General features: G+C 73.4%; 18 protein-coding genes. 17 read left to right on the top strand and 1 reads right to left on the bottom strand.

Annotated elements, in window-relative coordinates; all coding sequences use genetic code 11:
• The first annotated feature begins 101 nt into the window (after nt 1–101).
• From CP974_RS03855 to nusB, 4 genes are all read left to right on the top strand, one after another.
• Nucleotides 102–1,079: an AAA family ATPase gene (locus CP974_RS03855; RefSeq protein WP_031128941.1), complete on the top strand. Its 978-nt coding sequence runs from the start codon at nt 102–104 to the stop codon at nt 1,077–1,079.
• 875 nt (nt 1,080–1,954) lie between these two features.
• On the top strand, nt 1,955–3,067 hold the full coding sequence (locus CP974_RS03850) for an aminopeptidase P family protein (RefSeq protein ID WP_031130499.1): 1,113 nt from the start codon (nt 1,955–1,957) through the stop codon (nt 3,065–3,067).
• A gap of 56 nt (nt 3,068–3,123) precedes the next feature.
• A complete protein-coding gene (gene efp, locus CP974_RS03845; protein WP_031130497.1) occupies nt 3,124–3,690 on the top strand; it encodes an elongation factor P in 567 nt (188 codons plus the stop codon).
• Between the two features lie 2 nt (nt 3,691–3,692).
• Nucleotides 3,693–4,121, top strand: coding sequence for a transcription antitermination factor NusB (gene nusB, locus CP974_RS03840; protein ID WP_031130495.1), 429 nt, complete (start codon nt 3,693–3,695; stop codon nt 4,119–4,121).
• Between the two features lie 258 nt (nt 4,122–4,379).
• Here the strand turns inward: nusB and bldD are convergent, their stop codons facing one another.
• On the bottom strand, nt 4,380–4,880 hold the full coding sequence (gene bldD, locus CP974_RS03835) for a transcriptional regulator BldD (RefSeq protein ID WP_031130492.1): 501 nt from the start codon (nt 4,878–4,880) through the stop codon (nt 4,380–4,382).
• A 199-nt stretch (nt 4,881–5,079) separates the two neighbouring features.
• Between bldD and pyrR the strand changes: the two genes are divergently transcribed.
• The 13 genes from pyrR to metK all read left to right on the top strand — a co-directional run bounded on the left by pyrR (nt 5,080) and on the right by metK (nt 19,907).
• A complete protein-coding gene (gene pyrR, locus CP974_RS03830; protein WP_031130490.1) occupies nt 5,080–5,655 on the top strand; it encodes a bifunctional pyr operon transcriptional regulator/uracil phosphoribosyltransferase PyrR in 576 nt (191 codons plus the stop codon).
• A gap of 409 nt (nt 5,656–6,064) precedes the next feature.
• Nucleotides 6,065–7,060 (top strand): aspartate carbamoyltransferase catalytic subunit, encoded by a 996-nt coding sequence (locus CP974_RS03825; RefSeq protein WP_031130488.1) that lies wholly within the window; start codon nt 6,065–6,067, stop codon nt 7,058–7,060.
• Between the two features lie 6 nt (nt 7,061–7,066).
• On the top strand, nt 7,067–8,380 hold the full coding sequence (locus CP974_RS03820) for a dihydroorotase (protein WP_031130486.1): 1,314 nt from the start codon (nt 7,067–7,069) through the stop codon (nt 8,378–8,380).
• Nucleotides 8,377–8,988: a PH-like domain-containing protein gene (locus CP974_RS03815; protein WP_031130485.1), complete on the top strand. Its 612-nt coding sequence runs from the start codon at nt 8,377–8,379 to the stop codon at nt 8,986–8,988. The genes CP974_RS03820 and CP974_RS03815 overlap by 4 nt, the downstream gene beginning before the upstream one ends.
• On the top strand, nt 8,985–10,124 hold the full coding sequence (gene carA, locus CP974_RS03810; RefSeq protein ID WP_031130483.1) for a glutamine-hydrolyzing carbamoyl-phosphate synthase small subunit: 1,140 nt from the start codon (nt 8,985–8,987) through the stop codon (nt 10,122–10,124). The genes CP974_RS03815 and carA overlap by 4 nt, the downstream gene beginning before the upstream one ends.
• Entirely contained in the window at nt 10,117–13,425 is a 3,309-nt protein-coding gene (gene carB, locus CP974_RS03805) for a carbamoyl-phosphate synthase large subunit (RefSeq protein WP_031130481.1), read from the top strand. Before carA ends, carB begins: the two co-directional genes overlap by 8 nt.
• A 100-nt stretch (nt 13,426–13,525) precedes the next feature.
• Nucleotides 13,526–14,647 carry a quinone-dependent dihydroorotate dehydrogenase gene (locus CP974_RS03800; RefSeq protein WP_031130479.1) on the top strand — a complete coding sequence of 374 codons (1,122 nt, stop codon included), beginning with the start codon at nt 13,526–13,528 and terminating at the stop codon, nt 14,645–14,647.
• Entirely contained in the window at nt 14,644–15,477 is an 834-nt protein-coding gene (gene pyrF, locus CP974_RS03795) for an orotidine-5'-phosphate decarboxylase (protein ID WP_031130477.1), read from the top strand. Before CP974_RS03800 ends, pyrF begins: the two co-directional genes overlap by 4 nt.
• 344 nt (nt 15,478–15,821) lie before the next feature.
• Complete coding sequence (locus tag CP974_RS03790) at nt 15,822–16,145, top strand: integration host factor (protein WP_010470436.1); 324 nt, start codon at nt 15,822–15,824, stop codon at nt 16,143–16,145.
• Between the two features lie 51 nt (nt 16,146–16,196).
• On the top strand, nt 16,197–16,790 hold the full coding sequence (gene gmk, locus CP974_RS03785; RefSeq protein WP_051839284.1) for a guanylate kinase: 594 nt from the start codon (nt 16,197–16,199) through the stop codon (nt 16,788–16,790).
• A gap of 33 nt (nt 16,791–16,823) precedes the next feature.
• Nucleotides 16,824–17,096, top strand: coding sequence for a DNA-directed RNA polymerase subunit omega (gene rpoZ, locus CP974_RS03780; RefSeq protein ID WP_003982715.1), 273 nt, complete (start codon nt 16,824–16,826; stop codon nt 17,094–17,096).
• A 133-nt stretch (nt 17,097–17,229) separates the two neighbouring features.
• Nucleotides 17,230–18,438, top strand: a complete 1,209-nt coding sequence (gene coaBC / locus CP974_RS03775) for a bifunctional phosphopantothenoylcysteine decarboxylase/phosphopantothenate--cysteine ligase CoaBC (protein ID WP_031130474.1) — start codon at nt 17,230–17,232, stop codon at nt 18,436–18,438.
• A gap of 245 nt (nt 18,439–18,683) precedes the next feature.
• Nucleotides 18,684–19,907, top strand: a complete 1,224-nt coding sequence (gene metK, locus CP974_RS03770) for a methionine adenosyltransferase (protein ID WP_031130472.1) — start codon at nt 18,684–18,686, stop codon at nt 19,905–19,907.
• Nucleotides 19,908–19,960 lie beyond the last annotated feature (53 nt).

Below are 19,960 nucleotides of genomic sequence, written 5' to 3'. Positions count from 1 at the left end.
CCGTTCCCCGTCTGACGGGCCGGGAGGGTACGGTTCGACAACGGCGCGCCGTCGAACGGCCGCCCGGTCAACGTGAGTCGTACGAGACGGAGTGGCACCGGATGCAGCACGCAGTGGGGGCCCCGCTGCCGCCGCCCCACCAGTCGGGCAACGCGGCGGCCGGCTGGCCCCGGCAGGCACACCACCCCGGCCCGCCCCCGCCGCCCCCGCACGCCCCGCCGCCGCAGGGCCACGCCCCGCAAGGTCCGGTCCCGCAGGGCCACCCGCAGCAGGGCCCCGCCGGACACGGCCCGGCGCCGCACCGGCCCGCTCCGCAGCCGATGCCGCCCCAGGGCCCGCCGGCCCCGGCGCCGCACCCGCACGGCCACGCCTGGCCCGCCCCGCACCCGGCCCCGGCGCCCCCCGCCCGGCCCGCTCACGTCGGCGACGCCGCGACGGGCCACGTCCACCTCCCGCCCGCCGCCCCGGTCACCGCGCCGCCGGCCGCCGAGCCGGGAGCGGTCCCGTCACCCGGCACGGGCACGGCCACCCTCGCCGTCCTCCTCATCGGGCCCGCGGGCGCGGGGAAGACGACCGTCGCCCGGTACTGGGCGCGGCACCGCCGCGTACCCACCGCGCACATCAGCCTGGACGACGTGCGGGAATGGGTGTGCGCCGGGTTCGCCGACCCGCAGTCCGGGTGGAACGACCAGTCCGAGGCCCAGTACCGCCTGGCCCGCCGCACCTGTGGCTTCGCCGCGCGGAACTTCCTGGCCAACGGCATCTCCTGCATCATCGACGACGCGGTCTTCCCGGACCGCCCGGTCGTCGGCCTCGGCGGCTGGAAGCGGCACGTCGGCCCCGGGCTGCTGCCGGTGGTGCTGCTGCCGGGCCTGGAGATCGTCCTGGAGCGCAACGCCGAGCGCAGCGGCAACCGGCGGCTGTCGGACGAGGAGGTCGCCGGCATCCACGGCCGCATGGCGGGCTGGCACGCCTCGGGCCTGCCGATCATCGACAACTCCAAGTACGACGTGGAGACCACCGCCCGCGCCCTGGACGAGGTCCTGGCCCGCGCCCTGGCGAGCCCCCCGAACTGGTAGCCCGCCCCCGCGCCCGGCCTTCCGCCGCGCCCGGCCGACCCGCCCCCGCGCCCGCCCGGCCGGCCTTCCCCCGCGCCGGCCCGGCGCGGCCCGCCTCCGGCGGCGCGGGCCCGTCCGCTCCACCCGGCCCACGCGGCTTCCGCCCCGGCCGGTGGCCCGGCCGGCCTTCCCCCGCGCCGGCTCGGCGCGGCCCGCCTCCGGCGGCGCGGGCCCGCCCGTTCCACCCGGCCCGCGCGGCTTCCGCCCCGGCCGGTGGCCCGGCCGGCCTTCCCCCGCGCCGGCTCGGCGCGGCCCGCCTCCGGCGGCGCGGGCCCGCCCGTTCCACCCGGCCCGCGCGGCTTCCGCCCCGGCCGGTGGCCCGGCCGGCCTTCCCCCGCGCCGGCTCGGCGCGGCCCGCCTCCGGCGGCGCGGGCCCGCCCGTTCCACCCGGCCCACGCGGCTTCCGCCCCGGCCGGTGGCCCGGCCGGGCCCCCGGCAGTCGCGTCCGCCCGGCGGTGACCGTCCGACCGGGACGCCCGTCCGCCCGGTCGGGCTCCGGGCGGCTCGCTCCCGCCCGGTCGGCGCCGACCGGGCGTACCCCCGCCGGGCAGCCGCGCCCGCCACCGTCCCGCCGGGCGCCCGTCCGCCCGTTCCGCCCGCCGAGCAGCCGCGCACGCCACCGCCCTGCCGGACGCCCGCCCGCCCGTCGGGCGCCCCGGCCGGCCCGCGCCCCCCACCGGGCAGCCGCGCCCGCCACCGTCCCGCCGGGCGCGTCCCGGTCGGCCCGCACCCGCCGCCGGGCGCCGGGCGCCCCGGTCCGCCCGCGCCCACCCGGCCGCGCCCCGGTCGGACGCCTCCGAACTGCCGCGCGGGCCGTCCGTCCGTACGCTCGGGACATGTCCCAGGTGTACGCGGACCGCCGAGGCCGCCTGCGCGACCGCTGCGCGGTGGCCGGAACCGCGGCGGCGCTGGTCTCCCGCCCCGCCAACGTCCGCTACCTCACCGGCGCGGCCCCGCCCGGCGCCGTCCTGCTGCTCGGCGCCGACGCGTCGGCCGACGTGCTCCTGTGCCCGCACGCCCCCACCGGCGACCCGGTCGAGGGCCGCGCCGACGAAGCCTTGCCCCTCACCGTCCTGCCGCCCACCGGCGAGGACCCCGCCGTCGCCGGAGCCGGCCTCGCGCTCGGCTCCGGCGCCGACACCCTCGCGGTGGAGGAGCGGCACCTGAGCGTCGCCCGGTACCGGGCCGTCGGCGCCGCCGCCCCGCGGCTGCGCCTCACCGACCTCGGCACCGCCGTCGAACAGGAGCGGCTGGTCAAGGACGACGAGGAACTCACCTGCCTGCGCATCGCCGCCGAGATCACCGACCAGGCGCTGGGCGAGCTGCTGGAGTCGATCCTCGTCGGCCGCACCGAACGCCACCTCGCCCTGGAACTGGAGCGCCGCCTGGTCGACCACGGCGCCGACGGCCCCGCCTTCCCCACCTCGGTCGCCACCGGCCCGCACTCCGGGCGCGAACGCCACCGCCCCTCCGACCGCCGCGTCGAGGAGGGGGACTTCCTCTCCGTCCGCCTGGGCGCCGGCTACCGCGGGTACCGCTGCGAGATCGGCCGCACCTTCGTCATCGGCACCGCGCCCGCCGACTGGCAGATCGAGCTGTACGACCTGGTCTTCACCGCGCAGCGGGCCGCCCGCGAGGCGCTCGCGCCGGGCGCCGCGTACAGCGACGTCGACCGCGCCGCCCGGCACATCCTCGACGCCGCCGGGTACGGCGACCGGGTCGGGCCGCGCCTGGGGCACGGGATCGGCCTGGAAATCGAGGAGGACCCGCAGTTCTCCCCTGCGGCCATGGGTAAACTGGACGCTTGCGTGCCGGTCACCGTCGAACCAGGGGTCCACCTCCCGGGACGGGGCGGGGTCCGGATCGATGACACGCTCGTCGTGCGCCAGGAGGCGGACGGCGGCCCCGAGCTACTCACCATCACGACCAAGGAGCTGCTCGCGCTCTAGCGCGTACCGTGCCTTCTCGGTCGTCCACCAGCGTCAGTCCAGGAGATTCCGCAACCGTGGCCACCACGAACGACCTCAAGAACGGCATGGTGCTCAAGCTCGACAACGACCAGCTCTGGTCCGTCGTCGAGTTCCAGCACGTCAAGCCCGGCAAGGGCCCGGCCTTCGTGCGCACCAAGCTCAAGAACGTGCTCTCCGGGAAGATCGTCGACAAGACCTTCAACGCCGGTGTCAAGGTCGAGACGGCCACCGTCGACCGCCGTGACATGCAGTTCTCGTACATGGACGGCGACTACTTCGTCTTCATGGACATGCAGACGTACGACCAGCTCCACGTCGCCCGCGCCGCCGTCGGCGACGCCGCGAACTTCCTGGTCGAGGGCTTCACCGCCACGGTCGCCACCCACGAGGGCGAGGTGCTGTACGTCGAGCTGCCCGCCGCCGTCGAGCTGACCGTCGCCGAGACCGAGCCGGGCGTCCAGGGCGACCGCTCCACCGGTGGCACCAAGCCGGCCACGCTGGAGACCGGCCACCAGATCCAGGTCCCGCTCTTCATCACCACCGGTGAGAAGATCAAGGTCGACACCCGTACGAGCGACTACCTCGGCCGGGTGAACAGCTAACCGTGGCCGCCCGCAACAAGGCCCGCAAGCGCGCCTTCCAGATCCTCTTCGAGGCCGACCAGCGCGGGGTGTCCGTGCAGGAGGTCCTCGCGGACTGGATCCGGCACGCCCGGACCGACGACAGGCAGCCGCCGGTCAACGAGTACACGATGGAGCTCGTCGAGGGGTACGCCTCGTACGCCGAGCGCGTCGACGAGCTCATCGCCACCTACGCGGTGGGCTGGACGCTCGACCGGATGCCGGTCGTCGACCGGAACATCCTGCGCCTGAGCGCGTACGAGCTGGTCTGGGTCGACGCCGTGCCGGACCCGGTGGTCATCGACGAGGCCGTCCAGCTCGCCAAGGAGTTCTCCACGGACGAGTCGCCGTCGTTCGTCAACGGCATGCTGGCCCGCTTCAAGGACCTGAAGCCGAGCCTGCGCCGCGACTGAGGCGCGACGGACGCGCGACGGACACGGAAGAGGGCCCGCAGCACCCATGTGCCGCGGGCCCTCTTCCCGTCCCAGCGCCGTCCGGTCGTGGGTGCGCCGTTCGTCCCGGCCTCCCCGTGTCCGCCCGGCCACGCGGCCGCCCGTGCGCCCGCGTGCCGCCGTACCGGGTGCCCGCCGCGCGGCCAGGCCCGCCACACGCCGGCAGGGCGGCCCCGGCTCGCGGGACCGCCCTGCCGGCGGCAACGTTTCTGCGCGGGGTCAGCTCTCCTCGTGGGCCACCGCGCGGCGGGCGTCCGCGTCCAGGACGCCCCAGCTGATGAGCTGGTCCGTCAGGACCGACGGGGACTGGTCGTAGATGACCGCCAGGGTGCGCAGGTCGTCCTGGCGGATCGACAGCACCTTGCCGTTGTAGTCGCCGCGCTGGGACTGGATCGTCGCCGCGTACCGCTGGAGCGGGCCCGCCTTCTCCTGCGGGACGTGCGCCAGGCGCTCCAGGTCGAGGACCAGCTTCGGCGGCGGCTCGGCGGCCCCGCCCGGCGTGGTGCCCGGCAGCAGCTCCTGCACCGGCACCCCGTAGAAGTCGGCCAGCTCGGCCAGGCGCTGCACGGTCACGGCGCGGTCGCCGCGCTCGTAGGAGCCGACCACGACGGCCTTCCAGCGGCCCTGGGACTTCTCCTCCACACCGTGGAGGGACAGGCCCTGCTGGGTGCGGATCGCGCGGAGCTTGGCCCCGAGCTGTTTTGCGTATTCGCTGGACATAAGGCTCCCTGGACACTGTCACAACGTGGCGGCTCCGCCGCGTGGCTGGTAACTCACTGTGAGGTTACGCAGCGTTACTTGGGTGCGTCAAGCCGAACGGTCCGTACCGAGCACCTTCCGGGCCCTGGTACCGTGGACGACGCAATTCCGACGTCCTTTAAGGTCCGTCCCGTGAGGCGGAGAAGGAGGTCCGTTCCGTATGGACGCCCCTCAGCAGTCCGATGCCCGTCCCGTGCTCGAAGGACCGGACATCGCGCGGGTCCTGACCCGCATCGCCCACGAGATCGTCGAGCGCGCCAAGGGCGCCGACGACGTGGTCCTCCTCGGCATCCCCACGCGCGGCGTGTTTCTCGCCCGGCGCCTGGCCGAGAAGCTGGAGCAGATCACCGGCCGCGCCATCCCGGTCGGCTCCCTCGACATCACCATGTACCGCGACGACCTGCGGCTCCGCCCGGCGCGCGCCCTCGCCCGCACCGAGATCCCCGGTGACGGCGTCGACGGCCGCCTGGTGGTCCTCGTCGACGACGTGCTCTTCTCCGGCCGCACCATCCGCGCCGCCCTCGACGCGCTCGGCGACATCGGCCGGCCCCGCGCCGTGCAGCTCGCGGTCCTGGTCGACCGGGGCCACCGGGAGCTGCCCATCCGCGCCGACTACGTGGGCAAGAACCTGCCCACGTCGCTGCGCGAGACGGTCAAGGTCCAGCTCGCCGAGGAGGACGGCCGCGACGCCGTGCTGCTCGGTGTGCGCGAGCCCGCTCCGGCCGGCGAGAACTAGCCACCCGCACGCCCGCCCGCGCACCGGCCCGCACCGGCTCACAGGCGCCCGCGTACGCCCGCCCGCGCCCCGGCGCACGACGGCGGCCACCAGGCGCCCACCGCGCGGCACCGCCCGCACGGGCCGGGAGCCCACGGACACGGAGCCCACGGACACGGAGCCCACGGACACGGAGCCCACGGACACGGAGCCCACGGGCCCGGAGCCCACGGGCCCGGAGCACGGCGCGCAGCACACGGGCCGGCGCGGCGGCCGCCCAGCGGCGACCGGGACCGGCCCCGCCGCCCCGAGCCCCGCCCGAGGCCGCGCGCCAGCGACCTCACCCGGCCGCCCGCCACCGCCGCTCCCCGGGCCCCGCACCCCGGTACGCCCACGGAACCGACCTCCACACCCACCGGAGAACACCCAGATGAAGCGCCACCTCATCTCGGCCGCCGACCTCACACGGGACGACGCCGTACTCGTCCTCGACACCGCCGAGGAAATGGCCCGCATGGCGGACCGGCCGATCAAGAAGCTGCCCACCCTGCGCGGCCGGACGATCTGCAACCTCTTCTTCGAGGACTCCACCCGCACCCGGATCTCCTTCGAGGCCGCCGAGAAGCGCCTCTCGGCCGACGTCATCAACTTCTCCGCCAAGGGCTCCAGCGTCTCCAAGGGCGAGTCCCTCAAGGACACCGCGCAGACCCTCGCCGCCATGGGCGTCGACGCCGTCGTCATCCGGCACAGCGCCTCCGGCGCCCCCTACCGGCTCGCCACCTCCGGCTGGATCGACGCCCCGGTCATCAACGCCGGCGACGGCACCCACCAGCACCCCACCCAGGCCCTGCTCGACGCCTTCACCCTGCGCCGCCGCCTCATCGGCCACGACGCGGGCGTCGGACGGGACCTCTCCGGCCGGCGCGTCACCATCGTCGGCGACGTCCTGCACAGCCGCGTCGCCCGCTCCAACGTCGACCTGCTGCACACGCTCGGCGCCGAGGTCACGCTGGTCGCGCCGCCCACCCTCGTGCCGGTCGGCGTCGGGAGCTGGCCCTGCGAGGTGTCGTACGACCTCGACAGCGCCCTGCCCGGGTCCGACGCCGTCATGATGCTGCGCGTCCAGCGGGAGCGGATGAACGCCGCGTTCTTCCCCACCGAGCGCGAGTACTCCCGCCGCTACGGCCTCGACGCCGAGCGCATGGCGAAGCTCCCCGGCCACGCCGTCGTCATGCACCCCGGCCCCATGGTGCGCGGCATGGAGATCACCGCCGAGGTCGCCGACTCGCCGCGCTGCACCGTGGTCGAGCAGGTCGCGAACGGCGTCTTCACCCGCATGGCCGTCCTCTACCTGCTGCTCGGCGGCAACGAGCCCGCCGTCACCCAGCCGTCGTCCCCGTCGTCGTCCCGTACCGAGGAGAAGTAACCCAGCATGAGCAAGATCCTGATCCGTGGTGCGAAGGTCCTCGGCGGCGAGGCCCAGGACGTCCTCATCGACGGCGAGACGATCGCCGCCACCGCCCGGCCCGGCGAGATCGCCCTCGGCGGCCCCGGTCCGAGCGCCGAGGGCGCGACCGTCGTCGAGGCGGAGGGGCGGATCCTGCTGCCCGGCCTCGTCGACCTCCACACCCACCTGCGCGAGCCCGGCCGCGAGGACTCCGAGACCGTCCTCACCGGCACCCGCGCCGCCGCGAGCGGCGGCTACACGGCCGTCTTCGCCATGGCCAACACCTTCCCCGTCGCCGACACCGCCGGCGTGGTCGAGCAGGTCTGGCGCCTCGGCCGCGAGCACGGCTACTGCGACGTCCAGCCGATCGGCGCCGTCACCGTGGGCCTGGAGGGCCGCAAGCTCGCCGAGCTGGGCGCGATGCACGACTCCGCCGCCGGGGTCACCGTCTTCTCGGACGACGGCAAGTGCGTGGACGACGCCGTGATCATGCGCCGCGCCCTGGAGTACGTGAAGGCCTTCGGCGGCGTCATCGCCCAGCACGCCCAGGAGCCCCGCCTCACCGAGGGCGCCCAGATGAACGAGGGCGTCGTCTCCGCCGAGCTGGGCCTCGGCGGCTGGCCCGCCGTCGCCGAGGAGTCGATCATCGCCCGCGACGTGCTCCTCGCCGAGCACGTCGGCTCCCGCGTGCACATCTGCCACCTGTCGACCGCCGGCTCCGTCGAGATCGTCCGCTGGGCCAAGTCCCGCGGCATCGACGTCACCGCCGAGGTCACCCCGCACCACCTCCTCCTCACCGACGAGATGGTCCGCACCTACAACCCCGTCTACAAGGTCAACCCGCCGCTGCGCACCGAGCGGGACGTCATGGCCCTGCGCGAGGCCCTCGCCGACGGCACCATCGACATCGTCGCCACCGACCACGCCCCGCACCCGCACGAGGACAAGGACTGCGAGTGGGCCGCCGCCGCCATGGGCATGGTGGGCCTGGAGACCGCGCTGTCCGTCGTCCAGCACACGATGGTGGAGACCGGCCTCCTCGACTGGGCCGCCGTCGCCGACCGGATGTCCTTCGCCCCCGCCCGCATCGGCGGCGCCACCGGGCACGGCCGCCCCGTCTCGGCTGGCGAGCCCGCCAACCTCACGCTGGTCGATCCGGCATACCGTGGGACGGTGGACCCCGCGGACTTCGCCTCCCGCAGCCGCAACACCCCCTACGAGGGCCGCGAGCTGCCGGGACGCGTCACCCACACCTTCCTGCGGGGCAGGGCAACGCTCATGGACGGGAAGCTCGCGTGACAACACTGATCCCCCTCGCCGCCGAACCCCGCTCGGCCGAGGTGACCGACTGGACCGCCCGCCTCGGCTGGGTCGGCCTGCTGCTCCTCTTCGTCGTCCTCGCCTACTGGCTGATGCGCCAGGGCTGGAAGTGGCGCGACAAGGTGCAGTCCTCCACCCTGCCGGAGCTCCCCACCGCCCCCGAGGCCCCCGGCGAGCCCACCCTCACCCTGAGCGGCCGCTACCACGGCTCCACCACCGCAGGGCAGTGGCTGGACCGGATCGTAGCCCGCGGGCTCGGCACCCGCAGCCGCGCCGAGCTGGCCCTCACCGACGCCGGGCTGGAGGTCGTACGCCCCGGAGCCGCCGACTTCTTCGTCCCCGCCGACCGGCTGCGCGGCGCCCGTCTCGACAAGGGCATCGCCGGCAAGGTCCTCACCGAGGGCGGCCTGCTCGTCGTCACCTGGGAGCACGGCGGCCGGCTCATCGACTCCGGCTTCCGCTCCGACCGCGCGGCCGAGCACACCGCCTGGGTCACCGCCCTCACCGCTCTCAGCACCACCCCGAGCACCACCCCCAGCACCACCCCCAGCACCGCGAACACCACCACGGAAGGCGCCGCACGATGACGACCTCCACCCGGGGAACCAGGGTTCCCGCCGTACTCGTCCTGGAGGACGGCCGCAGCTTCCGCGGCCGCGCCTACGGGGCCGTGGGGGAGACGTTCGGCGAGGCCGTCTTCTCCACCGGCATGACCGGCTACCAGGAGACCCTGACCGACCCCTCGTACCACCGCCAGGTCGTCGTCATGACGGCCCCGCACGTCGGCAACACCGGCGTCAACGACGAGGACCCCGAGTCCGCCCGCATCTGGGTGTCCGGGTACGTCGTCCGCGACCCCGCCCGCACCCCGTCCAACTGGCGCGCCACCCGCACCCTCGACGAGGAGCTGGAGCGCCAGGGCGTCGTCGGCATCAGCGGCGTCGACACCCGCGCCCTCACCCGCCACCTGCGCGAGCGCGGCGCCATGCGCGTCGGCATCTTCTCCGGCGACGCCGTCGCCGCGGAGGCCGACCTGCTCGCCAAGGTCCGGGCGCAGCCCGAGATGAAGGGCGCCGACCTCTCCGCGGAGGTCGCCACCAAGGAGCCCTACGTCGTCCCCGCGATCGGCGAGAAGAAGTTCACCGTCGCCGCCGTCGACCTCGGCATCAAGGGCATGACCCCGCAGCGGATGGCCGAGCGCGGCATCGAGGTGCACGTGCTGCCCGCCACCGCCACCGTCGACGACGTGTACGCCGTCGAGCCCGACGGCGTGTTCTTCTCCAACGGCCCCGGCGACCCGGCCACCGCGGACCACCCCGTCTCCGTGATGCGCGCCGTCCTGGAGCGCCGGACCCCGCTGTTCGGCATCTGCTTCGGCAACCAGATCCTCGGCCGCGCGCTGGGCTTCGGCACCTACAAGCTGAAGTACGGCCACCGCGGGATCAACCAGCCCGTGCAGGACCGCACGACCGGCAAGGTCGAGGTCACCGCGCACAACCACGGCTTCGCCGTCGACGCCCCCCTCGACAAGGTGTCCGACACCCCCTTCGGCCGCGCCGAGGTCTCCCACGTCTGCCTCAACGACAACGTGGTGGAGGGCCTCCAGCTGCTCGACCAGCCGGCCTTCAGCGTCCAGTACCACCCGGAAGCGGCCGCGGGTCCCCACGACGCCGCGTACCTGTTCGACCGCTTCGTCGCCCTGATGGAGGCCGAGCGTGCCTAAGCGCACTGACATCCAGTCCGTCCTGGTCATCGGCTCCGGCCCGATCGTCATCGGCCAGGCCGCCGAGTTCGACTACTCCGGCACCCAGGCGTGCCGCGTCCTCAAGTCCGAGGGCCTGCGCGTCATCCTGGTGAACTCCAACCCGGCGACGATCATGACCGACCCGGAGATCGCCGACGCCACCTACGTCGAGCCGATCACCCCCGAGTTCGTCGAGAAGATCATCGCCAAGGAGCGCCCCGACGCCCTCCTGCCCACCCTCGGCGGCCAGACCGCGCTCAACACCGCGATCTCCATGCACGAGCAGGGCGTCCTGGAGAAGTACGGCGTGGAGCTGATCGGCGCCAACGTCGAGGCCATCCACAAGGGTGAGGACCGCGACCTCTTCAAGGGCGTCGTCGAGGCCGTCAACGCGAAGATCGGCCACGGCGAGTCCGCCCGCTCGGTCATCTGCCACTCCATGGACGACGTCCTGCGCGGCGTCGAGACGCTCGGCGGCTACCCCGTCGTCGTCCGCCCCTCCTTCACCATGGGCGGCGCCGGCTCCGGCTTCGCCCACGACGAGGACGAGCTGCGCCGCATCGCCGGCCAGGGGCTCACGCTCTCCCCGACCACCGAGGTGCTCCTGGAGGAGTCCATCCTCGGCTGGAAGGAGTACGAGCTGGAGCTGATGCGCGACAAGAACGACAACGTCGTGGTCGTCTGCTCCATCGAGAACTTCGACCCGATGGGCGTCCACACCGGCGACTCGATCACGGTCGCCCCGGCGATGACCCTCACCGACCGCGAGTACCAGACCCTCCGCGACATCGGCATCGCCATCATCCGCGAGGTCGGCGTCGACACCGGCGGCTGCAACATCCAGTTCGCCGTCAACCCGGACGACGGCCGGGTCATCGTCATCGAGATGAACCCGCGCGTCTCCCGCTCCTCCGCCCTGGCGTCCAAGGCGACCGGCTTCCCCATCGCCAAGATCGCCGCCAAGCTCGCCGTCGGCTACACCCTGGACGAGATCCCCAACGACATCACCCGGGAGACCCCGGCGTCCTTCGAGCCCACGCTCGACTACGTCGTGGTCAAGGCGCCCCGCTTCGCCTTCGAGAAGTTCCCCTCCGCCGACTCCACCCTCACCACCACCATGAAGTCGGTGGGCGAGGCCATGGCCATCGGCCGCAACTTCACCGAGGCGCTCCAGAAGGCCCTGCGCTCGCTGGAGAAGAAGGGCAGCCAGTTCGCCTTCACCGGCGACCCCGGCGACAAGGCCGAGCTGCTGCGCGAGGCGGTCCGCCCCACCGACGGCCGCATCAACACCGTCATGCAGGCCATCCGCGCCGGGGCCACCCGCGAGGAGGTCTTCGAGGCCACGAAGATCGACCCGTGGTTCGTCGACCAGATGTTCCTCATCAAGGAGATCGCCGACGAGCTGGCCGCCGTCGAGAAGCTCGACCCCGAGCTGCTCGCCGAGGCCAAGCGCCACGGCTTCTCCGACCTGCAGATCGCCGAGATCCGCGGCCTGCGCGAGGACGTCGTCCGCGAGGTCCGGCACGCGCTGGGCGTCCGCCCCGTCTACAAGACGGTCGACACCTGCGCCGCCGAGTTCGCCGCGAAGACCCCGTACTTCTACTCCTCGTACGACGAGGAGACCGAGGTCGCGCCCCGCGAGAAGCCCGCCGTGATCATCCTCGGCTCCGGCCCCAACCGCATCGGCCAGGGCATCGAGTTCGACTACTCCTGCGTCCACGCCTCCTTCGCGCTGAGCGACGCCGGCTACGAGACCGTGATGGTCAACTGCAACCCGGAGACCGTCTCCACCGACTACGACACCTCCGACCGCCTGTACTTCGAGCCGCTCACGCTCGAGGACGTGCTGGAGATCGTCCACGCCGAGCAGCAGGCCGGACCCGTCGCGGGCGTCGTCGTCCAGCTCGGCGGCCAGACCCCGCTCGGCCTCTCCCAGGCCCTGAAGGACAACGGCGTCCCCGTCGTCGGCACCCCGCCCGAGGCCATCCACGCCGCCGAGGACCGCGGCGCCTTCGGCCGCGTCCTGGCCGAGGCCGGCCTCCCCGCGCCCAAGCACGGCACCGCGACCACCTTCGCCGAGGCCAAGGCCATCGCCGACGAGATCGGCTACCCCGTCCTCGTCCGCCCGTCGTACGTGCTCGGCGGACGCGGCATGGAGATCGTCTACGAGGAGGCGCGGCTGGAGGCGTACATCGCCGAGTCCACCGAGATCAGCCCCAGCCGGCCGGTCCTGGTCGACCGCTTCCTCGACGACGCCATCGAGATCGACGTCGACGCCCTCTACGACGGGCGGGAGCTGTACCTCGGCGGCGTCATGGAGCACATCGAGGAGGCCGGCATCCACTCCGGCGACTCGGCCTGCGCCCTGCCCCCGATCACCCTGGGCGGCTTCGACATCAAGCGGCTGCGCACCTCCACCGAGGCCATCGCCAAGGGCGTCGGCGTCCGCGGCCTGATCAACATCCAGTTCGCCATGGCCGGGGACATCCTCTACGTCCTGGAGGCCAACCCGCGCGCCTCCCGCACGGTCCCCTTCACCTCCAAGGCGACCGCCGTGCCGCTGGCCAAGGCCGCCGCCCGCATCTCGCTCGGCGCCACCATCGCCGAGCTGCGCGCCGAGGGCCTGCTCCCGGCCACCGGCGACGGCGGGGAGCTGCCGCTGGACGCGCCGATCTCCGTCAAGGAGGCCGTCATGCCGTGGTCGCGCTTCCGCGACATCCACGGCCGCGGCGTCGACACGGTCCTCGGCCCGGAGATGCGCTCCACCGGCGAGGTCATGGGCATCGACTCGGTCTTCGGCACGGCGTACGCCAAGTCGCAGGCGGGCGCGTACGGCCCGCTGCCCACCAAGGGCCGCGCGTTCATCTCCGTCGCCAACCGCGACAAGCGCTCGATGATCTTCCCGGCGCGCGAGCTGGTCGCCCACGGCTTCGAGCTCCTCGCCACCTCCGGCACCGCCGAGGTCCTCAAGCGCAACGGCATCAACGCCACCGTCGTCCGCAAGCAGTCCGAGGGCGAGGGCCCGAACGGCGAGAAGACCATCGTCCAGCTCATCCACGCGGGCGACGTCGACCTCATCGTCAACACCCCGTACGGCACCGGCGGCCGGCTCGACGGCTACGACATCCGCACCGCGGCCGTGGCGCGCGGCGTCCCCTGCCTCACCACGGTCCAGGCGCTCGCCGCGGCCGTCCAGGGCATCGACGCCCTCAACCACGGCGGGGTCGGCGTCCGCTCCCTCCAGGAGCACGCCGAGCACCTGACCGCGGCCCGCGACTAGCAGCCCGTACGAAGCAGGGGGACACCGAAGGCGCAACCGCGGTGTCCCCCTCTTCATGACCCGGATCCCACGACCGGGTCCACGACCTGGAGCTTCCTGCATGTACAAGTTCTTCTTCGACCTCGTCTTCACGCGGATGGACCCCGAGAAGGCCCACCACCTGGCCTTCCGCTGGATCCGCCTGGCCGCCCGCGTCCCCGTGCTGCGCACCCTCGCCGCGGCCGTCCTCGCACCCCGGTACAAGGAGCTGCGCACCGAGGCCCTGGGCCTGCGGATGCACGGACCCTTCGGCCTCGCGGCCGGCTTCGACAAGAACGCCGCCGGGATCGACGGCATGGCGATGCTCGGCTTCGACCACGTCGAGATCGGCACGGTCACCGGCGAGCCGCAGCCCGGCAACCCGAGGAAGCGGCTCTTCCGCCTCGTACCGGACCGCGCCCTGATCAACCGCATGGGCTTCAACAACGAGGGCTCCGCCGCCGTCGCCGAGCGGCTGCGCACCCGCGTGCCCGTCTTCCGGACGGTCGTCGGCGTGAACATCGGCAAGACCAAGGCGGTCCCCGAGGCCGAGGCCGTCGCCGACTACGTGAAGTCCACCGAGCGGCTCGCCGCCCACGCCGACTACCTCGTCGTCAACGTCTCCTCGCCGAACACCCCCGGCCTGCGCGACCTCCAGGCCACCGAGTCGCTGCGCCCGCTGCTCACCGCCGTCCGCGAGGCCGCCGACCGCGCCGTCACCGACCGCCGCGTCCCCCTGCTGGTCAAGATCGCCCCCGACCTCGCCGACGAGGACGTGGACGCGGTGGCCGACCTGGCCCTGGAGCTGGGCCTGGACGGCATCATCGCCACCAACACCACCATCGCCCGCGAGGGCCTCGGCCTGAAGTCCGACCCGGCGCTGGCCGCCGAGACCGGCGGCCTGTCCGGCGCGCCCGTCAAGGCGCGCTCCCTGGAGGTCCTGCGCCGCCTGTACGCGCGCGTGGGCGACCGCCTCGTCCTCGTCGGCGTCGGCGGCGTCGAGAGCGCCGAGGACGCCTGGCAGCGCATCCTCGCCGGCGCGACCCTGGTCCAGGGCTACAGCGCCCTCGTCTACGAGGGCCCCTTCTACGCCCGCGCCGTCCACAAGGGCCTGGCCGCCCGTCTGGCCGCCTCCCCGTACGCCACCCTCGCCGAGGCCGTCGGCGCCGCCACCCGCGACCACTCCGGAAAGGCCACCGCATGACCGCCTTCGGTGCACGACTCCGCGCCGCCATGGACGAGCGCGGCCCGCTCTGCGTCGGCATCGACCCGCACGCCTCCCTGCTGGCCGCCTGGGGCCTTGAGGACGACGTCGACGGGCTGGAGACCTTCACCCGCACCGTGGTGGAGGCCCTCGCCGGGACCGTCGCCGTCTTCAAGCCGCAGTCCGCGTTCTTCGAGCGGTTCGGCTCGCGCGGCGTCGCCGTCCTGGAGCGGGCCGTCGCCGACCTGCGGGCCGCCGGCGGCCTGGTCGTCATGGACGCCAAGCGCGGGGACATCGGCTCCACCATGGCCGCGTACGCGCAGACCTACCTGTGCCCGGACTCGCCGCTCTTCTCCGACGCGCTGACCGTCTCCCCGTACCTGGGCTACGGCTCGCTGAAGCCGGCCGTGGACCTCGCGCGCGAGAGCGGCGCCGGGCTGTTCGTGCTCGCCCTCACCTCCAACCCGGAGGGCGCCGAGGTCCAGCGGGCCGTACGCGAGGACGGCCGCACCGTCGCGGCGACGATGCTGGCCCACCTCGCCGCCGAGAACGCGGGCGAGACCCCCATGGGCTCCTTCGGCGCGGTCGTCGGTGCCACCCTGGGGGACCTCTCCTCGTTCGACCTGGACATCGACGGCCCCCTCCTGGCCCCGGGCATCGGCGCGCAGGGCGCCACCCCGGCCGACCTGCCGGCCGTGTTCGGCGCCGCCGTGCGCAACGTCGTGCCGAACGTCAGCCGGGCCGTCCTGCGGCACGGTCCGGACGCGGCGGCCCTGCGGGGCGCGGCGGAGCGGTACGCGGACGAGGTGCGGGCCGCCGTCGCCGGCTGAGCGCCGCTCCCGACCGCCTGTTTGATGTGACGTACGTCACGGGAGCCCGCCCGATGGCGGGCGCCCGTGGCCGCCGCGGGCGGCGCGCCCCCGGAACGGGCCGTGCCGGGTGTTGACGGATTCGGCGGCCAAACCAGTGCGTTATGTCGCCTTTGTCTGGCAGGATCGATGCTGACCAGGACTTTTCCGCTGTTCTCGCTGACTCGGGCGGCCCTGGCCGCTAGTCTCCGACGAGAGTCAGCGTTCGCAGCGGTCACTGCGTTGCTCGTTGCTCCCTTGGTGTGGGCCGACTAGGTTCCTCACCGGTCCGTATCCGACAGTTCGACATCCGAGGTGACGTAGGCGTGGCTCTTCCGCCCCTTACCCCTGAACAGCGCGCAGCCGCGCTCGAAAAGGCCGCCGCGGCTCGCCGGGAGCGGGCCGAGGTCAAGAATCGACTCAAGCACTCCGGCGCCTCGCTCCACGAGGTCATCAAGCAGGGCCAGGAGAACGACGTCATCGGCAAGATGAAGGTCTCCGCCCTCCTCGAGTCCCTGCCGGGCGTGGGCAAGGTCCGCGCCAAGCAGATCATGGAGCGCCTGGGGATCTCCGAGAGCCGCCGCGTGCGCGGTCTCGGCTCCAACCAGATCGCGTCGCTGGAGCGCGAGTTCGGCGGCTCCAAGGCCTGACGGCCGGTACCCGGCGTCCGGGGGGCTCCCGGAAGCTGGAATAATCGCCCCATGGCTGCAACATCCCGGGGGACGACCCCCGAGCCCCCGGACGTACGTCCGCGGCTGACCGTGCTCTCCGGCCCCTCCGGGGTCGGCAAGAGCACGGTCGTCGCCCATATGCGCAAGGTCCACCCCGAGGTCTGGCTCTCGGTGTCGGCCACGACCCGCGAGCCGCGCCCCGGCGAGCGGGACGGCGTGCAGTACTTCTTCGTCTCGGACGACGAGTTCGACAAGCTCGTCGCCAACGGCGAGCTGCTGGAGTGGGCCGAGTTCGCCGGCAACCGCTACGGCACGCCCCGCCGCGCCGTGCAGGACCGCCTGGATGCCGGCGAGCCCGTCCTGCTGGAGATCGACCTCCAGGGCGCCCGGCTCGTCCGCGCGTCCATGCCCGACGCGCAGCTCGTCTTCCTGGCCCCGCCGAGCTGGGACGAGCTGGTCCGCCGCCTCACCGGGCGCGGCACCGAGTCGGCCGAGGTCATCGAGCGGCGGCTGGCAGCGGCCAAGGTCGAGCTGGCCGCCGAGTCCGAGTTCGACGTCACCCTGGTCAACACCTCCGTCGAGGACGTGGCGCGTGAGCTGCTAGCCTTGATGGACGTTGTCTGAATTGTCGTTGTCCACTTTTTCGGAAGGTAGAGCGTGTCCTCTTCCATCACCGCGCCCGAGGGCATCATCAACCCGCCGATCGACGAGCTGCTCGAGGCCACGGACTCGAAGTACAGCCTCGTGATCTACGCGGCCAAGCGCGCGCGGCAGATCAACGCGTACTACTCGCAGCTCGGTGAGGGCCTGCTCGAGTACGTCGGTCCGCTGGTGGACACCCACGTCCACGAGAAGCCGCTGTCGATCGCCCTGCGCGAGATCAACGCGGGCCTGCTGACCTCCGAGGCCGTCGAGGGCCCGGCGCAGTAAGCGCACCCCCACAGCATTCCCAGGCCCGGCGGACGTCCGCCGGGCCTGCGGTGTGTCCCGAAGCCGTACGATCCCGTGACCGCGCGTCGCCGTACGCCGGGACGCCGTACCAACCCACGAAGCGGGAGGCGCAGTGCCCGAGCCCAAGCCCCAGGTCGTCCTCGGAGTCAGCGGCGGCATCGCCGCCTACAAGGCGTGCGAGCTGCTGCGCCGGCTGACCGAGTCCGGCCACGACGTGCGGGTCGTCCCGACCGCGTCCGCCCTCCACTTCGTCGGCGCGGCCACCTGGTCCGCGCTCTCCGGCAACCCGGTCTCCGACCAGGTCTGGGAGGACGTCCACGAGGTCCCGCACGTCCGCATCGGGCAGCGCGCCGACCTGGTCGTCGTCGCCCCCTGCACGGCCGACATGCTCGCCAAGGCCGCCCACGGCCTCGCCGACGACCTGCTGACCAACACCCTGCTCACCGCCCGCTGCCCGGTCGTCTTCGCACCCGCCATGCACACCGAGATGTGGGAGCACCCGGCCACCCGGGAGAACGTGGCGACGCTCCGCCGCCGCGGCGCCGTCGTCATCGAGCCGGCCGTCGGCCGCCTCACCGGCGCCGACACCGGCAAGGGCCGCCTCCCCGACCCCGCCGAGATCTTCGAGGTCTGCCGCAGGGTCCTCGCACGCGGCGCCGCCGCCCCCGACCTCACCGGCCGCCATGTCGTCGTCAGCGCCGGAGGCACCCGCGAGCCCCTCGACCCGGTCCGCTACCTGGGCAACCGCTCCTCCGGGAAGCAGGGCTACGCCCTCGCCCGCACCGCCGCCGCGCGCGGCGCCCGCGTCACGCTCGTCGCCGCCAACACCGCCCTGCCCGACCCGGCCGGCGTCGACGTCGTCCCCGTGGGCACGGCCCTCCAGCTGCGCGAGGCCGTACTGAAGGCCGCGGCCGACGCCGACGCCGTGGTGATGGCCGCCGCCGTGGCGGACTTCCGCCCCGCCGCGTACGCCGAGGGCAAGATCAAGAAGCGGGAGGGCGAGGAGCCCGCGCCCGTCGCGCTCGTCCGCAACCCCGACGTCCTCGCGGAGCTGTCCGCCGCCCGGGCACGCCCCGGCCAGGTCGTCGTCGGCTTCGCCGCGGAGACCGACGACGTTCTCGCCAACGGCCGCGACAAGCTCCGCCGCAAGGGCTGCGACCTGCTCGTCGTCAACGAGGTGGGGGAGCGCAAGACCTTCGGCGCGGAGGAGAGCGAGGCGGTCGTCCTCGCCGCCGACGGCAGCGAGACCCCCGTCCCCTACGGTCCCAAGGAGATCCTGGCGGACACCGTGTGGGACCTGGTGGTGCCCCGTCTGCCATGAGGGTGAATTACGTGATTCCCCTCACAGCGGGCGCACCGCCGCGAGCAGGGCAACTCCCGCCGTACCAAGAGGTGATCTTGCCCTTGGCAAGAGGTCTGATGTGGTCAATCAGGCTTCCGATCCGCGAGACGTCTGGTCTTGTGGCCGAGACCGCCCGATAAACTGTTCCCGGAACGACGCGGGGCGCAGCCCCCTGCCGGTCCACCAACGATCAGCCAGCAGCCGCTGCAAACCCAGGGAGCGTTGTGTCCCGTCGTCTTTTCACCTCGGAGTCGGTGACCGAGGGTCACCCCGACAAGATCGCTGACCAGATCAGCGACACCATTCTCGACGCGCTGCTGCGCAAGGACCCCTCCTCGCGGGTCGCCGTGGAGACGTTGATCACCACGGGTCTGGTGCACGTGGCCGGAGAGGTCACGACGAAGGCGTACGCGGACATCCCGACGCTGGTGCGGGAGAAGATCCTGGAGATCGGCTACGACTCGTCGAAGAAGGGCTTCGACGGGGCCTCGTGCGGTGTGTCGGTGTCGATCGGGGCGCAGTCGCCGGACATCGCGCAGGGCGTGGACGCCGCCTACGAGCAGCGGGTCGAGGGTGCCTCCCGGAAGGGCGAGGGCGACGAGCTGGACCAGCAGGGCGCCGGCGACCAGGGGCTGATGTTCGGCTACGCGTCGGACGAGACGCCGGAGCTGATGCCGCTGCCGATCCACCTGGCCCACCGGCTGTCCAGGCGCCTGACCGAGGTGCGCAAGAACGGCACGATCCCCTACCTGCGTCCGGACGGCAAGACGCAGGTGACCATCGAGTACGACGGTGACAAGGCCGTGCGCCTGGACACGGTCGTGGTCTCCTCGCAGCACGCCAGCGACATCGACCTGGACTCGCTGCTCGCGCCGGACATCCGCGAGTTCGTCGTCGAGCACGTGCTGAAGGAGCTCCTGGACGACGGCATCAAGCTGGAGACCGAGGGCTACCGGCTGCTGGTGAACCCGACCGGGCGCTTCGAGATCGGCGGCCCGATGGGCGACGCCGGCCTGACCGGCCGCAAGATCATCATCGACACCTACGGCGGCATGGCCCGCCACGGCGGCGGCGCGTTCTCCGGCAAGGACCCGTCCAAGGTCGACCGCTCGGCCGCCTACGCCATGCGCTGGGTCGCCAAGAACGTGGTGGCCGCCGGCCTCGCCTCGCGCTGCGAGGTGCAGGTGGCGTACGCGATCGGCAAGGCCGAGCCGGTGGGCCTGTTCGTCGAGACCTTCGGCACGGCCAAGGTCGAGGTGGAGCGGATCGAGAACGCCATCGCGGCCGTCTTCGACCTGCGCCCGGCCGCCATCATCCGCGACCTGGACCTGCTGCGCCCGATCTACTCCCAGACGGCCGCCTACGGCCACTTCGGCCGCGAGCTGCCCGACTTCACCTGGGAGCGCACCGACCGCGTCGACGCCCTCCGCGAGGCCGCCGGCCTGTAGGGGCCCCGGGCCGGGCCCGCGGGTCCTGGGCCCGCTCCGCGGGGCCGCCGGGG

Source organism: Streptomyces fradiae ATCC 10745 = DSM 40063, from assembly GCF_008704425.1.
Lineage (GTDB): Bacteria > Actinomycetota > Actinomycetes > Streptomycetales > Streptomycetaceae > Streptomyces > Streptomyces fradiae.
This window is presented reverse-complemented; position numbering and strand designations above follow the sequence as displayed.